The organism is Erwinia sp. JUb26 (assembly GCF_003751505.1).
Taxonomy (GTDB): domain Bacteria; phylum Pseudomonadota; class Gammaproteobacteria; order Enterobacterales; family Enterobacteriaceae; genus Erwinia.
Window position 1 is genome coordinate 178,273 of record NZ_RJVB01000007.1, and the last position, 16,213, is coordinate 194,485.

General features: G+C 54.2%; 15 protein-coding genes and 1 other annotated feature. Of the genes, 5 read left to right on the forward strand and 10 right to left on the reverse strand.

Annotated features, from left to right (window positions below):
• Position 1 precedes the first annotated feature (1 nt).
• Positions 2 to 880 carry a metal ABC transporter substrate-binding protein gene (locus EC836_RS18285; protein ID WP_123335739.1) on the forward strand — a complete coding sequence of 293 codons (879 nt, stop codon included), beginning with the start codon at positions 2 to 4 and terminating at the stop codon, positions 878 to 880.
• A 43-nt stretch (positions 881 to 923) separates the two neighbouring features.
• Here the strand turns inward: EC836_RS18285 and EC836_RS18290 are convergent, their stop codons facing one another.
• The 5 genes from EC836_RS18290 to EC836_RS18310 form a co-directional block, all read right to left on the reverse strand.
• A complete protein-coding gene (locus EC836_RS18290) occupies positions 924 to 1,904 on the reverse strand; it encodes an LA_2272 family surface repeat-containing protein (protein ID WP_233599360.1) in 981 nt (326 codons plus the stop codon).
• Between the two features lie 406 nt (positions 1,905 to 2,310).
• On the reverse strand, positions 2,311 to 2,451 hold the full coding sequence (gene ykgO / locus EC836_RS18295) for a type B 50S ribosomal protein L36 (protein WP_123335743.1): 141 nt from the start codon (positions 2,449 to 2,451) through the stop codon (positions 2,311 to 2,313).
• 9 nt (positions 2,452 to 2,460) lie between these two features.
• Complete coding sequence (locus EC836_RS18300; protein ID WP_123335745.1) at positions 2,461 to 2,721, reverse strand: type B 50S ribosomal protein L31; 261 nt, start codon at positions 2,719 to 2,721, stop codon at positions 2,461 to 2,463.
• Between the two features lie 121 nt (positions 2,722 to 2,842).
• Positions 2,843 to 5,992 (reverse strand): multidrug efflux RND transporter permease subunit AcrB, encoded by a 3,150-nt coding sequence (gene acrB / locus EC836_RS18305; protein WP_123335747.1) that lies wholly within the window; start codon positions 5,990 to 5,992, stop codon positions 2,843 to 2,845.
• A 16-nt stretch (positions 5,993 to 6,008) separates the two neighbouring features.
• Positions 6,009 to 7,208 (reverse strand): efflux RND transporter periplasmic adaptor subunit, encoded by a 1,200-nt coding sequence (locus EC836_RS18310; protein WP_123335749.1) that lies wholly within the window; start codon positions 7,206 to 7,208, stop codon positions 6,009 to 6,011.
• 140 nt (positions 7,209 to 7,348) lie between these two features.
• On the opposite strand from EC836_RS18310, the gene acrR reads away from it, so the two are divergent.
• Positions 7,349 to 7,996 carry a multidrug efflux transporter transcriptional repressor AcrR gene (gene acrR, locus EC836_RS18315; RefSeq protein ID WP_123335752.1) on the forward strand — a complete coding sequence of 216 codons (648 nt, stop codon included), beginning with the start codon at positions 7,349 to 7,351 and terminating at the stop codon, positions 7,994 to 7,996.
• Here the strand turns inward: acrR and rsmS are convergent.
• The 3 genes from rsmS to priC are packed head-to-tail and all read right to left on the reverse strand — an operon-like array spanning position 7,993 to position 8,987.
• Positions 7,993 to 8,142: a pleiotropic regulatory protein RsmS gene (gene rsmS, locus EC836_RS18320; RefSeq protein ID WP_123335753.1), complete on the reverse strand. Its 150-nt coding sequence runs from the start codon at positions 8,140 to 8,142 to the stop codon at positions 7,993 to 7,995. The genes acrR and rsmS overlap by 4 nt on opposite strands.
• Before the next feature lie 14 nt (positions 8,143 to 8,156).
• Complete coding sequence (locus tag EC836_RS18325; RefSeq protein ID WP_123335755.1) at positions 8,157 to 8,402, reverse strand: hypothetical protein; 246 nt, start codon at positions 8,400 to 8,402, stop codon at positions 8,157 to 8,159.
• A gap of 48 nt (positions 8,403 to 8,450) precedes the next feature.
• Entirely contained in the window at positions 8,451 to 8,987 is a 537-nt protein-coding gene (gene priC / locus EC836_RS18330) for a primosomal replication protein PriC (RefSeq protein ID WP_123335757.1), read from the reverse strand.
• Between the two features lie 65 nt (positions 8,988 to 9,052).
• Here priC and EC836_RS18335 point away from each other — a divergent pair, with 65 nt between their 5' ends.
• On the forward strand, positions 9,053 to 9,430 hold the full coding sequence (locus EC836_RS18335) for a DUF454 family protein (protein ID WP_123335759.1): 378 nt from the start codon (positions 9,053 to 9,055) through the stop codon (positions 9,428 to 9,430).
• Positions 9,431 to 9,586: 156 nt separating this feature from the next.
• On the forward strand, positions 9,587 to 10,138 hold the full coding sequence (gene apt, locus EC836_RS18340) for an adenine phosphoribosyltransferase (protein ID WP_123335761.1): 552 nt from the start codon (positions 9,587 to 9,589) through the stop codon (positions 10,136 to 10,138).
• A gap of 90 nt (positions 10,139 to 10,228) precedes the next feature.
• Here the strand turns inward: apt and EC836_RS18345 are convergent, their stop codons facing one another.
• Complete coding sequence (locus tag EC836_RS18345) at positions 10,229 to 10,942, reverse strand: hypothetical protein (RefSeq protein WP_123335762.1); 714 nt, start codon at positions 10,940 to 10,942, stop codon at positions 10,229 to 10,231.
• A 470-nt stretch (positions 10,943 to 11,412) separates the two neighbouring features.
• On the reverse strand, positions 11,413 to 13,830 hold the full coding sequence (gene bamA / locus EC836_RS18350) for an outer membrane protein assembly factor BamA (RefSeq protein WP_123335764.1): 2,418 nt from the start codon (positions 13,828 to 13,830) through the stop codon (positions 11,413 to 11,415).
• A gap of 430 nt (positions 13,831 to 14,260) precedes the next feature.
• On the opposite strand from bamA, the gene dnaX reads away from it, so the two are divergent.
• Positions 14,261 to 16,201, forward strand: coding sequence for a DNA polymerase III subunit gamma/tau (gene dnaX, locus EC836_RS18355; protein ID WP_123335767.1), 1,941 nt, complete (start codon positions 14,261 to 14,263; stop codon positions 16,199 to 16,201).
• Positions 15,537 to 15,598: a sequence feature (DnaX frameshifting element), on the forward strand. It overlaps the preceding gene by 62 nt.
• Positions 16,202 to 16,213: the final 12 nt, after the last annotated feature.

Here is a 16,213-nt window from a genome sequence, read left to right on the forward strand (position 1 = left end):
TATGCAGAAGTTACCTTTGGTGCTGGCCCTGTCAGCCCTCTTAACCGCCCCGGCGGTGATGGCAAAAACGGTACAGGCCGTTGCCAGCTTTAGCGTGCTGGCCGATATCGTGCAAAACGTCGGCGGTGAGCACGTAGTGGTGAAAAGTCTGGTCGGGCCGAATGGCGATCCGCACAGCTTTGAACCGACGCCAAAGGACAGTCAGTCGCTGGCTCATGCCGATTTGGTATTCGTCAGCGGCCTGGGGATGGAAGGATGGATGGATCGCCTGATTACCTCTTCTGGTTATAAAGGCCAGACCGTTGTCGCTTCCAGTGGAATCAATACGCGAAAAATGGAAGAGGATGGCAAAACGATCACCGATCCTCATGCGTGGAACAGCATGCAGAACGGCGTCGTCTACGCCACTAACGTGATGAACGCGCTGATCGCCGCCGACCCGGCCGATGCCGCCTATTTCCGCCAGCAGGGCGGTGCCTACATCGAGCAGTTGAAAAAGCTGGATAGCTGGGCGCAGCAGGAGTTTGCGCAGATCCCGCAATCCAGGCGTAAGGTCTTAACCAGTCATGATGCCTTTGGCTATTTCGGCCAGCGCTACGGCGTCAGCTTCCTCTCGCCTGTAGGATTCTCAACGGAGTCTGAGGCCAGTGCATCGGATGTGGCCGCGCTGATTACGCAGCTGAAAAAAGAGAAGATTAACGCCTGGTTTATTGAAAACCAGACCGATCCTCGTCTGGTTAAACAGATCGCCTCTGCCACCGGCGCTAAGCAGGGTGGAGAACTGTATCCGGAAGCATTAACGGAGAAGGGCGGAGAAGCGGACAGCTACGTCGCCGCATTTAAGCATAACGTCACGGCAATCGTTGCCAGCATGAAGTAAATAGCGAAGCGGATCGCCTGACGATCCGCCTTACTCCCATCGATCAGAATGTACGATGGTAGTTGATCAGCGGCAGTACCGGAACGGTAGCATTGGTCGCAATATTGATCACCCCAATCTGCAGTCCTTCAAGATGTTTGGTGGCATTAACCAGGCCAATCTGGAACGAGGTGCTGTCGGAGTAGTTGAAGGCACCAATATCCGCGTTGGTGAACCCCGTCGAGGCGTTGACGGCACCAACGTTCATACCGTTGACGTTATGGGCTACGTTAACCACGCCGATGTTTCCTCCCTGCACATCGTTTGTCCTGTTGACCAGGCCAATGTTGGCACCCTGCACGTTATGTGACATGTTGAAGGCAGCGAAGTTAACCCCCACCGTATCCTGAGACAGATTATACAGCGGCGCCAGGTTCAAACCGGTCACGTTGCCTGAGACGTTGACCAGGCCGAGGTTAATCCCCTCGATATCACCTTCACTCCAGTTGCCGAGTGCGCCAATATTGACACCTTTAGTATTGCCGCTATGGTTCAGCGCGGTGAGGTTAATCCCGGTACTGTCTTTTTGCGTCCAGTTAACCGTCGCGACGTTTATCCCATCTCTGTTTTCTGCGGTATAGTTCCCCAACAGGCCGATATTCAACCCTTTCATACTTCCCGTCTGGGTAATGATGCCGAAGTTTGCCCCCGTAACGCTTTTTGCCGCACTGTACAGACCAAGGTTAACCCCGCTCAGATCGCCCACCTTGTTTCCCAGGCCGATGTTAACACCGTTATCCCATCCGCCATGCCAGTTAAACAGACCGATAGCCATACCATTCATGCCGTTGCGAATATGCGAACCGGCAACGGCACCGAGCTGCAACCCGTTTAGCTGCTCCAGTTCACCGTATCCCAGGATCGGCAGATCAAAGCCGTTGACGGTCCCGGTATCACTGTAGAGGAAGCTTCCGTGAAAACCGTTTACCTCGTTATCATCTGGCAAATTATTGAAGGAGGAGAGTTGAATGGGGGTCGATGCCATGCTGGCCGCGGAAAACATAACGCATGACAAGGCTAATGCTAATGTTGAACGTTTCATTGTGATATCCCTATTTAATTATGATGCGTAACATTTTGAATGACAGGGTTTTATAGATTCTGTGCCACTACACAGCAGCAATCATCAAATATCGACGTTATCGTCGTGATAAGGCGATTGGATGATGATGAGCTTTATATAACTTACTGTTTTTATAGTGAATTCTTTGACATAAAATGCGGGGGGATACCGTCTTGATAAAAGGTTTTTTCACGATTAAAGCGGGTTAAATAAATGTATTTACAAGATAATTTTATTCTTGTGCAATGATATTGCTTACCAATAAAAATAAACGCATACAAAAAAGGCGAATCAATGAATGATTCGCCTCGGCATAGTACGATTATTATTAACGTTTTTTCTTTCTGCCCTGCACGGCTTTGAAGCGCGGGTTGCTTTTACATATGACAAACACCCGGCCATGGCGGCGCACGACTTTGCAATCTTTATGGCGTTTCTTGGCTGATGCCAGTGAGCTCAATACCTGCATTGGGATCCCTTACTTTTTCATGACGTTAAGAATGCCGCCAAAGCGCTGACTGAAGCGCGCTGCGCTGCCTTCTTTAGAGAAGTCTTTCTGTTTACCGGTGTAGTAAACGTGTGAGGCTGAAGACACATCCAGCGTCACGTAAGGCATGACTTTTCCTTCATGCTCGATGGTACGGTCGGTTTTGATGGTGGACCCTACCACAAAGTAAGTATCGGCCGTGGTGTCATGGAACACCACCTGACGGTAGGCAGGATGAATACCCTGTTTCATCGTTCACTCCATTTGTTATGTTATACTATAACATTAGTATGCGCCGACGCTTTTCAAATTGCAACTGCAAAAAAAAGAGGCCGCACAGGGCGGCCTCTTAATCGTTTTCGACGGATGTCGATTATTTGTGATGCTCAACCGGGTGGCTGTGCTCCAGTTCCTCTTTGTTCTTACTGAAGCGGCGACGAACCACCACGAAGAACACCGGAACGAAGAAGATAGCCAGAACGGTTGCTGTCACCATGCCGCCCATTACGCCAGTACCTACGGCGTTTTGCGCGCCGGAACCGGCACCGGAGCTGATAGCCAGCGGCAGTACGCCGAGGATAAATGCCAGTGACGTCATCAGAATTGGACGTAAACGCATACGTACCGCTTCCAGAGTCGACTCCACCAGGCCTTTTCCTTCCTTCTCCATCAGGTCCTTAGCGAACTCAACGATCAGGATGGCGTTTTTCGCCGACAGTCCTATGGTGGTTAACAGCCCCACCACGAAGTAAACGTCGTTACTCAGCCCGCGCAGGGTGGTGAAAATCAGCGCACCGACCACACCGAGCGGAACAACCAGCATCACCGAGAACGGAATTGACCAGCTCTCGTACAGTGCCGCCAGACAGAGGAAGACCACAATCAGCGAGATCGCATACAGGGCAGGGGCCTGGTTTCCTGACAGACGCTCCTGATAGGACATGCCGGTCCACTCGTAGCCGATACCGGTTGGGAGTTTTCCTGCCAGATCTTCCATCAGGTTCATGGCTTCACCCGAGCTTTTGCCCGGAGCCGGTTGGCCTAACAGCTCCATAGAAGGCAGGCCGTTATAGCGTTCCAGACGCGGTGAACCGTAGATCCACTGACCGGTGGTGAAAGTGCTGAATGGCACCATTTCACCGCTGGTGGAACGGACATACCAGTTGCCGATATCGCTTGGAAGCATACGGTAAGGGGCTTCACCCATCACGTACACTTTCTTCACGCGGCCGCGGTCGATGAAGTCATTTACGTAGGAACCGCCCCAGGTTGCAGCCAGCGTGGTGTTGATATCAGAGAGTGATACCCCCATCGCCTGCGCTTTTTCCTGGTCGATAGTCAGTTTGTACTGCGGCGTATCTTCCAGACCGTTAGGGCGCACACCGACCAGCGTATCCGAATGCTGAGCGATCATGCCCAACAGTTGGTTACGGGCTTCCGTCAGTTTTTCATGGCCCAGGCCAGCTTTATCGGTCAGCTGGAAGTCGAAACCGGTTGCGGTACCCAGCTCCACAATCGCAGGCAGGTTGAATGGAATTACCATCGCATCTTTAATAGATGACAATGCGCCCATCGCCCTGGCGGCAATCGCCGGAACTTTGTTTTCCGAACTGGCTCGCTCATCCCAGTCTTTCAGACTGACAAACGCAATACCGGTATTCTGCCCACGTCCTGCAAAGCCAAAGCCGTTTACGGTAAACACCGAGTTCACGTTGTCTTTTTCTTTGGTCAGATAGTAGTCAGTCACCTGATCCAGCACTTTCTGAGTACGTTCCTGAGTGGCACCGGCAGGCAGCTGCGCCATGGTCAGTAACACACCCTGATCCTCTTCCGGCAGGAACGAGGTTGGCAGGCGCAGGAACAGGAAAGCCATGCCGACAACAATCAGCAGGTAGATCACCAGATAACGACCGGTGCTGCGAACGATATGACCCACGCTGTCGGTATAGTGCTGGGTGCTCTTGTCGAACAGACGGTTGAACCAGCCAAAGAAGCCGGTGGTTTTACCGTGATCGCCTTTGGCAATCGGCTTCAGCATGGTGGCGCACAGAGCCGGAGTCAGGATCAGAGCCACAATTACCGACAGCACCATCGCAGACACGATGGTAATCGAGAACTGACGATAAATAACCCCGGTTGACCCACCAAAGAAGGCCATCGGAATAAATACCGCAGACAGCACCAGGGCGATACCCACCAGGGCACCCTGAATCTGCTCCATCGATTTCCGCGTGGCTTCCTTCGGCGGCAGGCCCTCTTCGGCCATCACGCGCTCAACGTTCTCCACCACCACGATGGCGTCATCCACCAACAGCCCTATCGCCAACACCATACCGAACATCGTCAGGGTGTTAATCGAATAGCCGAAGGCGCTGATGATGGCAAACGTACCCAGCAGGACGACCGGCACGGCGATTGTTGGGATCAGCGTGGCGCGGAAGTTCTGCAGGAACAGATACATCACCAGGAAGACCAGCACGATCGCTTCGACCAGCGTTTTTACCACTTCGTTAATAGAGATCTTAACGAACGGCGTGGTGTCGTACGGATAAACCACTTTCAGACCGGATGGGAAGAACGGCTCCAGTTTGGCAAGTTCGGCTTTAACGGCAGCCGCGGTGTCCAGCGCGTTAGCGCCGGTCGCCAGCTTAATCCCCAGGCCAGAAGCCGGTTTGCCGTTGAAGCGGGCGATGATCTCATAGTTCTCACCGCCCAGTTCAATCTGCGCAACATCCTTCAGGCGAACCTGCGAGCCATCGGTATTGACCTTCAGCAAAATTTTACCGAACTCATCCGCAGAGGTCAGACGCGTTTGCGCGATGATTGAGGCGTTCAGCTGCTGTCCCTTCACCGGCGGTGAACCACCCAACTGGCCTGCCGCCACCTGGGAGTTCTGCGTGTTGATAGCGCTAATCACATCCACCGGCGTCAGCTGGTAGTTGTTGAGCTTGTGCGGGTCCATCCAGACGCGCATCGCGTACTGCGCACCGAACAGCTGCGTATCGCCCACGCCCGCGACGCGACTGATTGGGTCTTTAACGTTTGACCCAATATAGTCGGAGATGTCGTTTTGCGTCATGGTGCCGTCATCATTAATGAAGCCGGCGACCATCAGGAAGCTGCTGGAGGATTTCTGAACGCGAATACCCTGCTGCTGAACTTCCTGGGGCAGCAGTGGCATGGCCAGCTGCAGCTTGTTCTGAACCTGAACCTGAGCGATATCGGCATTGGTGCCGGACTCAAAGGTCAGCGTTAGCTGCAACGTACCCGTTGAGTCACTGCTTGAGCCCATATACATCAGGCCGTCAATGCCGTTCATATTTTGTTCGATAACCTGCGTGACGGAGTCCTGCAAGGTTTTCGCATCGGCGCCAGGGTAGGTCGCGGAGATCTCGATTGCCGGAGGTGCAACGTTAGGATATTGCTCAATCGGCAGTTTCAGGATCGACAGTACGCCCGCCAGCATAATAATGATGGCGATAACCCAGGCGAAGATCGGGCGATCGATAAAAAACTTAGCCATGAATCAGTGGCTCCTGTTAAGACTTGCTTTGTTCAGACTGCGCCTGAGGCTGTGCTGCGGCTTTGGAGCTGTCTTCGCTTACTTCCTGTGGCGTTACTGCCGCACCGGGTTTGACACGCTGTAGTCCGGTGATAATAACTTTGTCACCTTCTTTCAGCCCGCCGGTCACCAGCCACTTGTCGCCGATGGCCTGGTCGGCAGTCAGATTGCGCACTTCAACCTTATTGTCTGCACCCACCACCATAGCCGTAGCCTGGCCGGTTGGGGTACGGGTCACGCCCTGCTGTGGAACCAGCAGCGCATTCGGGTTGGTGCCTTCATCCAGACGCGCACGAACAAACATGCCAGGCAGCAGGCTGTGATCCTGATTAGGGAACACGGCGCGCAGCGTGATGGAACCGGTGGTTTCATCGACGGTGACATCAGAGAATTCTAATGTACCCTTCTGCGCGTACTCGCTACCATTCTGCATTAACAGCTTAACTTCGGCCTTACCGTCGGTTTGCTGCAGCGTACCAGCGTTCAGTTCATTACGCAGACGGATAAAGTCTTCGCTTGACTGAGTGACATCGACATAAATCGGGTCCAGCTGCTGAACGGTAGCCAGAGCGGTTGTCTGGCCACTGGTCACCAGCGCACCTTCGGTAACGGAAGATTTACCAATACGCCCGCTGATAGGCGAGGTGACTTTGGTGTAAGCAAGGTTGATGCGTGCGCTTTCCACCGCGGCCTGCGCGGCCTGAACCGCTGCTGCGGTCTGGCTTTGCGTGGCAACCGCCTGGTCATAGTCCTGCTGGCTGATGTACTTGGTACCCAGTAAAGGCTTGTAGCGCTTAACGGTCAGGCTGGCAATTTGTGCATTAGCCTGGGCCTGTGCAAGATCGCCCTTCGCGCTGTCCCATGCGGCTTTGTAGGTCGCCGGGTCAATCTGATAAAGGGATTCACCCGCCTTGATGTCGCTACCTTCAACAAAATTGCGCTTCAGAATAATGCCAGAAACCTGCGGGCGAACTTCTGCGATACGGAAAGATGAGGTACGACCCGGCAGGTCGGTGGTAATTTTAAGTGGGGCACTTTTCAGCGTGACGATACCCACTTCAGGAGCCTGTTGTTGCCCGGCCTGCTGTTGCTCTTTGTTATCACATCCTGCCAGTACCAGGCTGCCTGAAAGCATCAGAACGGCCGCCAGAGGCGTTAGCCCTCTGTTTTTGTTCATAAATAAACCTCGAATGTCCGGTATCGATTGTTCAATGGATCACAAACCCATAAACCCATTGCTGCGTTTAAATTATGGTCGTGCTATGGTACATACATTCGGAAATGTATGTAAATCTACCATTTTGTAAAAACCCCACTATGGCACGAAATACCAAACAGCAGGCGCAGGAAACGCGCAATCACATTATCAATGCAGCGATCGAACGCTTTTCAGAAGTCGGCGTTTCCAAAACGTCGCTGGCTGACATTGCCGCTGCCGCTGGTGTTACGCGCGGGGCAATCTACTGGCATTTTAAAAATAAAACCGATTTGCTGAACGAAATCTGGGCACAGTCCGACTCCGTTATGGCGGATCTGGAAATTGAGTATCAATCAAAATACCCTACGGATCCACTGTCTGTTATGCGTGCAATGATACTCTATGTCTTTGACGCGACAACCAGTGACCCAAGAAGACGGGCATTGATGGAGATTATCTATCACAAATGTGAATTTGTCGGTGAAATGGCAACGCTGCAGATGATGCAGCAGAACCTCTATCTGGAATGTTATGAAAAGATAGAGGATGTTTTAAAACAGTGCATCGTGGCAAAACAGCTGCCGGATAACCTTAACACTTCACGTGCGGCCATCATCATCCGTGGCTACATCAGCGGAATTATCGAAAACTGGCTGTTTATGCCCGATAGCTTTAACCTCGCCGAAGATGCGCCACAGCTGGTCGATACGCTGATGGAAATGCTGATGTTTTGCCCCACGCTGCGCCACCCGACGCCCGACCGCTAGGCTTTTTCAGCGATTTTACGCTCGAAGTCCCGCTGAACGATCGCCAGCGCGGCCAGCACCGTTTGCGGATCCAGCCGATTTTCCTCCAGCAACATGATCAAATCGACGGCCAGCTTGACCTCTTCGGGGGCGTTTTCCAGCGACATACCATTTCCTTTTTTCAGATGCGCAAAATCTTAATCACCACGCCCATCACCAGTGCGCCAGCCAGCGCAATCAGTTCTGAGCGCACATCCATCAGCGCCAGCGAGCCAAAACCAAAATAGCTGCTGATATAGCCGCCAATCAGTGCACCTATCGTGGTCAGGACCAGCGTTGCCGTTCGTCCGCCGGGGCGGCCGGGGAAGTAGCGCCGAATAAATATACCAACCAGTAACCCAATGATTATCCAGGAAAGCAGCCCCATTTTACCTCTCCAGCCAGATTGTGCTGTTAGTATAGTTCGCCATTGCGACTAACGATCGCGCTCGCGGTTTTCAATACTGCGTTCAATGCGTTTCAGCGCCTGCAGACATCGTTGCAGGCGGCCCTCCAATGCGGCCAGTTCGCGCTGGAGCTGCTGCTGTTGCGCCAGCGTCTCCTGAACCGAAAGCAGGCTTTCGCGATCGGCAATCATCGCGCGTAGGCGGCGCTCAAATTCCTGATGCTGGGAGAGTTTCTCGTAAAGATTCTCCTTTTCCACCACCGGTTCGGCTTCGCGGCTGCGCAGCGTCTGGGTGGCCAGCTCGCGCTGTAATGCGCCCATTTGCAACACCACGCGTTCGGCCATCCAAGCGACGCGATCCGCGCGATTGTCCTGCACGCTTTGCTTGAGTTGCATCATCGTCTGCTGCACTTCCAGCAGATAATCCCCCAGCCGGGTGGAATGGCCGTGAAACAGCTGATGGTCGAAACGCGCCTTAGCCGTACGCTGGTTGGCGTGTGGCTCCACGGCGCGCGCTAACTGTGCCAGCTGAGTATCCAGCTGCTGCAGTAACCCTGCACTTTTCATGTTCTTCTCCGTGGTCGCGATTGCGATATGATAACCTGTTTACGACCTGTTTTTACGGATACGCCATGCAACGTTATATTTTATTGATTCTCGGCTGGCTGGCGATGGTGCTGGCCACCCTCGGTGTTATCCTGCCGCTGTTGCCGACCACACCTTTTCTTTTGCTGGCCGCCTGGTGTTTCGCCCGATCGTCCCCGCGTTTTCATCACTGGCTGCTTCATCGTTCGGTATTTGGTCGCTACCTGCGGCACTGGCAGCAGCATCGCGCCATGCCCCCGGGGGCAAAAAGCAGGGCGATCGTTTTTATTCTGCTGACCTTTGCTTTTTCACTGTGGATGGTGAAAATTCTTTGGGTTCGCCTGATGTTACTGGCGATCCTGTGCTGTCTGCTGGTGTTTATGGCCCGGCTGCCGGTGGTTGAGGAAGAGCAAGAAAATCGCTGATTTTCTCAAACACGGTTGCAATTGCCGGTCAGTTTGCATAGATTTGGTCGTTTTCGTGCGCGGCTTCCCTTTCTCGTTTGAATTTCACCCGACCGATCCACGGCCTGGGGAATGGAAGCTGTGCGAGTCAGATTTGTATTTACCAGGCATAACATTATGACCGCGACTGCGCAGCAGCTAGATTTTCTTAAAAACAGTATCAAAAGCATCCCGGACTACCCAAAACCGGGCATCCTGTTTCGTGATGTCACCAGCCTGCTGGAAGACCCGAAAGCGTATGCGCTGAGCATTGAGCTGTTAGTTGAACGCTACCGTAATGCGGGTATCACGAAGGTTGTGGGTACTGAAGCGCGTGGCTTCCTGTTCGGTGCACCCGTTGCGCTGGGTCTGGGAGTGGGTTTTATTCCCGTGCGTAAACCGGGCAAACTGCCGCGTCAGACTTTCTCCGAAAGTTACGAGCTGGAATACGGCACCGACCGTTTAGAGCTGCACTGCGATGCCATCCAGCCGGGTGATGTGGTGCTGGTGGTGGACGATCTGCTGGCGACCGGCGGGACGATTGAAGCGACCGTTAAGCTGATCCATCGCGCGGGCGGCACGGTGAAAGACGCTGCGTTTATTATCAATCTGTTTGATCTGACGGGCGAATCGCGCCTGAAGGCGCTGGGTCTGGACGTTTACAGCCTGGTGAACTTCCCGGGTCACTGATGATATCCGGTGGGCGGCCGTCGCTGACCCACCGTCATCCCTTCTGCCTTCTGCGCTGTTATCGTTAGCGGCTTTAGCGCTACTTATCCATTAATCCGCCGCTGAAGTATTGGAAGATCGTTTTGTACCTTCTGACTCCGTCGCTTGCCCTGCAACTCCGTCCGTTTGCGTTCCCATCGTGGCCGTAGCCGCTGCAGAACGTTTTTGTTGCCGATCGTTCGTGTCGTTTGGTTCGGTCACTTCAGGTACAGTGGTTTTCTCGTCCGCTTTTTTCTTAGCAAACGGTGAAACGGGTGCGATTGCTGGCGGCTGGTTAATCTGCAACACCGGGAGGTCCGCAAAGGTGATTTGCCGTTGGTCAACCGTGGCCAGTATTTCATCGGTACAGTCCAGTTGCCGATCGCTGCTCACCAGCGCCAGTTGAGCTGGGAAGATGGCGCCAACGTCATGTTGCTTACGCCACTTTTCTGCTTCCTCATAAATAATCTTTTTTAGCGCATCACTCACGCGGCGCTCTTCCACGCTGAACTGCCCGACCAGCGTTTCTTCTGCATGGCTCATTACGCGCTGCTGTTCTTCCTCCGATGCGTTTCGATAGCTGTTAAGTAAATCTTCCATGCCCTTCTGGAAGCCCCGGTCGATAATGTTAAGGTGCTCACGGCCGGCCTTACCTGGCGCGGACTCGGCGATGATTCGTTCCACATCCAGTAGGGCAATCTTTTCCGGCGCTCCCTGATGCTGAAGAAAAATATAGCCAAGAGCCACGAGCAGCAGAACGCTCAGTACCGCGCAAAGTATTTTCATTCGGTGTTCTCACTTAATTAAAAATTGACCAGCGGCAGGGCTGGCAGGAGTAAACGGCAGGTAGCACTGAAACCCGGTGCAGAATGCTGCTCCGGGTGAATGATGGAATGGGTGTTCAGGGGGAAGGTCATAGTCAATTTCCTTTTGACGTTATGGGTCGTATCCGATCCTTAAAAGAAGGCTAAATTCTTTAGCGAGAAGACTTCTCCGCAATATCTGGCGCTATCTTGCATATTATTTTTGTTTTTTTTTGGCTTTTAGTGTGGTGGGGTTTTTATTAAGTGGATTTAATGAAAAATAAAGGTCACCGGCGAAGGTGACCTTTTTTTACTCTATAACAACGATGGTGAGGAGTTTGCTCATAACCCTTTCACGATCGAATAATAACATTCATCTGAGTAATGAATCTGTCAAAGATAAATATGATCGGGTAATGTTTTTGTAATTTTCTACAATTAAAATATCGCCGATCACCATGTTTTACCAATATTGAACTGGAACTGCTCCGATTTATCACCGTCATACTTTTTCAGCGGCAGCGCATAGGAGAAGACCAGCGGCCCCAGCGGTGACTGCCACTGCACGGCCAGACCGGAAGAGACGCGAACCTGCGAAGGATCGCCGTAATCCGGGATCCCTGCCGCTTCGGTCTGCTCGGTGTTTTGCCACTGTGTATCCCACACCGTTCCGGCGTCGACGAACAGCGAGGTGCGCAGCGAACTGGCATAGCGATCGCCGATAAACGGCGTCGGCAGGATCAGCTCGGCGCTGACGATAGCCATCGCATCGCCGCCCACAGCATCGGTTGATTTTTCCACCGGGCAGGCTCCGTAGCTGCTTTCGCTGCCGTTGCAGCGGTAATACGCCGCCTTCGGGCCGATAGTGTTCGACGAGAAGCCACGGACGGTGCTGGAGCCACCGGCGTAGAAATTGTCATAGAAGGGCACATCGCTGCCGCCCAGTCCACCTGCATAGCCCAGTTTGGTGCGGGTTAACAGCACCCAGTTATGGCTGTCGCTGAGCGGCAGGTAGGCGCTGGCGTTCAGGGTATTTTTAAAGTAGCTGTTGCTGGATCCCGGCAGGGTGATTTTGCTGGTGAAGCTGGCACTCACGCCGGAAGTGGGGAAGAAGCCCCGGTCCAGCGAGTTATAGCTCCAGCCGATGCTGGCGAAGACATCGTTGGCGACAAAATCGGAGTCGCTGTCGCCGTCCTTAGTGACCACCGCCGGGTCGATCCCGCGCGAAGCCAGATAGCGCCAGGTGGCCAGCTGTGGCTCCATATCGGTCAGGCTGTTGTAAACATAGTCCAGCCCCAGATTCATCATGCTGTGTTCGCTGACCGGCAGGCCAAGGTTGCTGCCGAAGCCGAAGCTTTTCAGGTTATATTCCGCCAGCGAGTTATCTTCGGCGCTGTAATCGTTATAGAAAAACTTGCCGCCGAGGCTGACACCGTCCACGGTGAAATAAGGATCGGTGGCGGAGACTTCAACATAGGTCTGATAGTCGTTTTTGGTGCCGCTAAAGCTGACGCTGTTGCCGGTGCCCAGCCAGTTATCCTGCGTCACGCCGACCTGGAAACTGATACCGCTGTCGGTGCCGTAGCCGATACCGAAGTTCAGGGTGCCGGTATTGCGCTCCTTCACCTTATACACCACATCAACCTGGTCGCTGCTGCCGGGAATGCGCTGCGTTTCGGTTTCCACGCTCTCAAAATAGCCCAGTCGGTTAAGCCGCTCTTTCCCCTGTTCCACCAGATCGCTGCCCAGCCAGGCCCCTTCCATCTGGCGCATTTCGCGCCGCAGCACCGTATCACGCGAGGTGTCATTGCCGTTAAAGATAATATGGCGCACGGTAAAGCGATTACCAGCATCGACGTTGATGCGCAGCTTGACGGTTTTCGTCGCGTCATCGATCTCCGGCTGAGTCTGCACCCGAGGCCAGGCGTAGCCGTAGCGTCCCAGCAGCTTTTTGATATCATTCTCAATGCGCGTTACCTGAGCCGCGCTGTAGGTTTCACCCGGCTTGATGCGAGCAAGCTCTTCGATCTGCGCGGAATAGCCGGCCAGATTACCGCTGACTTCTGCCGACGACAGGGTATAGCGCTGGCCTTCGGTAAGATTGACGGTAATAAATAAGCTCTTTTTATCCGGCGTCATGCTGATTTGCGTGGAGTCGACGGAAAAACGGGCGTAGCCGCGATCGAGATAGAAGCTGCGCAGCGTTTCGATATCGCCCGCCAGTTTTTGCTTTTGATATTTCCGATCGCCGACCAGATTCCACCAGGGCACCTCATCGCGCAGCTGGAACTGAGAAAGCAGTTCGTCAGAGCTGAAGGACTGGTTACCGATCAGGTTAATTTGCTGGATTTTGGCGGAAACCCCTTCAGTAAACACCAGCTTGAGATCGACGCGGTTGCGCGGCAGCGGCGTGACAACCGCCTTAACGTTGGCGCTGTATTTGCCCACGCTGAAGTAGAAATCCTCCAGCCCTTTTTCGATGGAGGTTATCGTTGTGCGATCCAGCGCTTCCCCCACGCGAACGCCGGATGCCTCCAGGTTTTGCGTCAGCATGTCATCTTTTATCGCTTTATTACCGGCGAAGGTGATGCTGGCGATGGTGGGCCGCTCTTTGACCTGCACGATCAACGTCGTGCCGTCGCGAAGTACCTGCACATCCTCAAAGTTACCGCTGGCAAACAGGGCGCGTACCGTCTCGCTGAGATCCTGCGCGGAAACCGTATCACCGGTTCGTACCGGCATATTCAGCAAAACGGCACCGGGCGTAACGCGCTGCAGGCCACTAAAGGTAATATTATTTACCTTAAAGTCATCGGCACCATAGGCAGCCAGGCTACTTAATAAAAGCAATCCAGGAAAATTCTTTTTCATCGGGTTTCTGTCAGGAACCTGTATTGAACGATGGGGAACACAATAAAATTAAATCGTGTCAGTAAGTGGCGGTTGCGTTTGCCAAGCCGACTCTGTTGATAACTGACTGTATTTTATTTTTTTGATTCCCTTGTGTTTGGCTATTTTCAAAAAAATTACATCTTGCTGGGGCTTCTTTTACAGAAGGCGGGATAGCGTATTTTTTAAATTATGAGCTGACGAAAAAATAACTCTGTGAGTTTTTCATCATTAAAGCGTAAATAAACTGCCTGATTAAAATTGACTGAAAAAACATCTTTTTCCCGCTGGCGTTTTCAACAAATTTGTCGTGCGCGCTCCGCAGGGGGAACGATCCGACAGGAACCGCGACGGGCAGGAGAGGATTCTGTTATAGTATCTTCTTTTGATTCAGAACAATGATGAAGTCCGAATGAGCTATCAGGTACTGGCCCGTAAGTGGCGTCCACAAGCGTTTACTGAAGTCGTTGGGCAGGAGCATGTCCTGACCGCGCTGGCTAACGGTCTTTCGCTGGGCCGTATCCATCACGCTTATCTTTTTTCCGGCACCCGCGGCGTTGGGAAAACCTCGATCGCCCGTCTGCTGGCCAAGGGGTTGAACTGCGAGACCGGCATCACCGCCACCCCGTGCGGGCAGTGTGATAACTGCCGTGAGATCGAACAGGGCCGTTTTGTTGATCTGATTGAGATCGATGCCGCTTCGCGGACCAAAGTCGAAGACACCCGTGACCTGCTGGATAACGTGCAGTACGCACCGGCGCGCGGGCGCTTTAAAGTCTATCTGATCGATGAAGTCCACATGCTCTCGCGCCACAGCTTCAACGCCCTGTTGAAGACGCTGGAAGAGCCGCCCGAACACGTCAAATTCCTGTTAGCGACCACCGATCCGCAGAAGCTGCCGGTGACCATCCTGTCGCGCTGCCTGCAGTTTCATCTGAAAGCCTTAGATCAGGATCAGATCCGCGGTCAGCTGGAGCACATCCTGCAGGTTGAGCAGATTTCCGCCGAAACGCGGGCGCTGCAGCTGCTGGCGCGCGCCGCCGACGGCAGTATGCGTGATGCGCTCAGCCTGACCGATCAGGCTATCGCCATGGGGCAGGGCGCGGTCACCACCGTGACGGTGAACGATATGCTCGGCACGCTGGACGATGAACAGCCGCTGGCGCTGATTGAAGCGCTGGTCAGCGCGGACGGTGCGCAGGTGATGGCGCTGCTCAACCAGGCGGCCTCGCGCGGCGTGGAGTGGGAAGCGCTGCTGGTTGAAATGCTGACGCTGCTGCACCGCATCGCGATGGTTCAGCTGCTGCCCTCGGCGCTCGGCGAGGACATGGCTGTCATTGAACAGCGTCTGCGCGAGCTGGCGAGAGTGCTGCCGCCTGCTGACGTGCAGCTTTACTACCAGACGCTGCTGGTGGGGCGTAAAGAGCTGCCGCTGGCACCGGATCGCCGCATGGGCGTTGAGATGACGCTGCTGCGTGCGCTGGCTTTTCATCCTAAAGCGGTGATTGCCGAACCGGCTGCCCGCCCGGCGATCGTTGCCCAGGCCGTGCCCCAGCCTGCACCCCAGGCACCGCTGACTCCGCCGTCCGCACCGGCCGCCGCGCATACCATCCCGGATGCGCCGCCGCCTCAGGGACTTCCCGACAGCACCAGCCAGCTGCTGCAGGCGCGTACCCAGCTAATGCGGCAGCAGGGAGCGACCAAACCAAAAAAGAGTGAGCCGGCAGCGCAGGGTGCGCGGCCGGCCAGCTCTGCACTGGAGCGTCTGGCTGCCGCAACCGAACGTGGGCAGAATCGCCCGCGACAGGATGCTGCCCCCGCCGCACCGGTAAAAGAGGAAGCGTACCGCTGGAAGGCGCAGACCCCGAAGGTTGAGGTAAAAGCCGAACCGGTAGCGACGCCGAAAGCGCTGCGCAGCGCGCTGGAGCATGAAAAAACGCCGGAGTTGATCGTCAAACTGACGGAGGAGTCGCTGGAGCGCGATGCCTGGGCGGCAGAAATTGCTACCCTGACCATGCCGCGCCTGGTGCAGCAGCTGGCACTGAACGCGTGGAAAGAGGTGACGGACGGCGGCGTTTGTCTGCATCTGCGATCCAGCCAGCGGCATCTGAATTCCCCTTCTGCGCAGAAGGCGCTGAGTGACGCACTGAACAACGCCGCCGGTCATCCCATTGAATTAACCGTGGTGGAAGATGATAATCCGGCAGTGCTGACGCCGCTGGAGTGGCGGCAAAAAATTTATGAAGAGAAACTGGCGCAGGCGCGTCAGTCGATTATCGCGGATACTAATATTCAGACGCTGCGACGCTTTTTTGACGCCGACGTGGATGAAGAGAGTATCCGCCCTGTGTAACCCGCCGCATCA

Bases quoted from the DNA above. Each gene is read 5' to 3' on its own strand.
- EC836_RS18285 (WP_123335739.1), top strand. From the start codon at position 2: ATGCAGAAGTTACCTTTGGTGCTGGCCCTGTCAGCCCTCTTAACCGCC.
- EC836_RS18290 (WP_233599360.1), bottom strand. From the start codon at position 1,904: ATGGCATCGACCCCCATTCAACTCTCCTCCTTCAATAATTTGCCAGAT.
- ykgO (WP_123335743.1), bottom strand. From the start codon at position 2,451: ATGCAGGTATTGAGCTCACTGGCATCAGCCAAGAAACGCCATAAAGAT.
- EC836_RS18300 (WP_123335745.1), bottom strand. From the start codon at position 2,721: ATGAAACAGGGTATTCATCCTGCCTACCGTCAGGTGGTGTTCCATGAC.
- acrB (WP_123335747.1), bottom strand. From the start codon at position 5,992: ATGGCTAAGTTTTTTATCGATCGCCCGATCTTCGCCTGGGTTATCGCC.
- EC836_RS18310 (WP_123335749.1), bottom strand. From the start codon at position 7,208: ATGAACAAAAACAGAGGGCTAACGCCTCTGGCGGCCGTTCTGATGCTT.
- acrR (WP_123335752.1), top strand. From the start codon at position 7,349: ATGGCACGAAATACCAAACAGCAGGCGCAGGAAACGCGCAATCACATT.
- rsmS (WP_123335753.1), bottom strand. From the start codon at position 8,142: ATGTCGCTGGAAAACGCCCCCGAAGAGGTCAAGCTGGCCGTCGATTTG.
- EC836_RS18325 (WP_123335755.1), bottom strand. From the start codon at position 8,402: ATGGGGCTGCTTTCCTGGATAATCATTGGGTTACTGGTTGGTATATTT.
- priC (WP_123335757.1), bottom strand. From the start codon at position 8,987: ATGAAAAGTGCAGGGTTACTGCAGCAGCTGGATACTCAGCTGGCACAG.
- EC836_RS18335 (WP_123335759.1), top strand. From the start codon at position 9,053: ATGCAACGTTATATTTTATTGATTCTCGGCTGGCTGGCGATGGTGCTG.
- apt (WP_123335761.1), top strand. From the start codon at position 9,587: ATGACCGCGACTGCGCAGCAGCTAGATTTTCTTAAAAACAGTATCAAA.
- EC836_RS18345 (WP_123335762.1), bottom strand. From the start codon at position 10,942: ATGAAAATACTTTGCGCGGTACTGAGCGTTCTGCTGCTCGTGGCTCTT.
- bamA (WP_123335764.1), bottom strand. From the start codon at position 13,830: ATGAAAAAGAATTTTCCTGGATTGCTTTTATTAAGTAGCCTGGCTGCC.
- dnaX (WP_123335767.1), top strand. From the start codon at position 14,261: ATGAGCTATCAGGTACTGGCCCGTAAGTGGCGTCCACAAGCGTTTACT.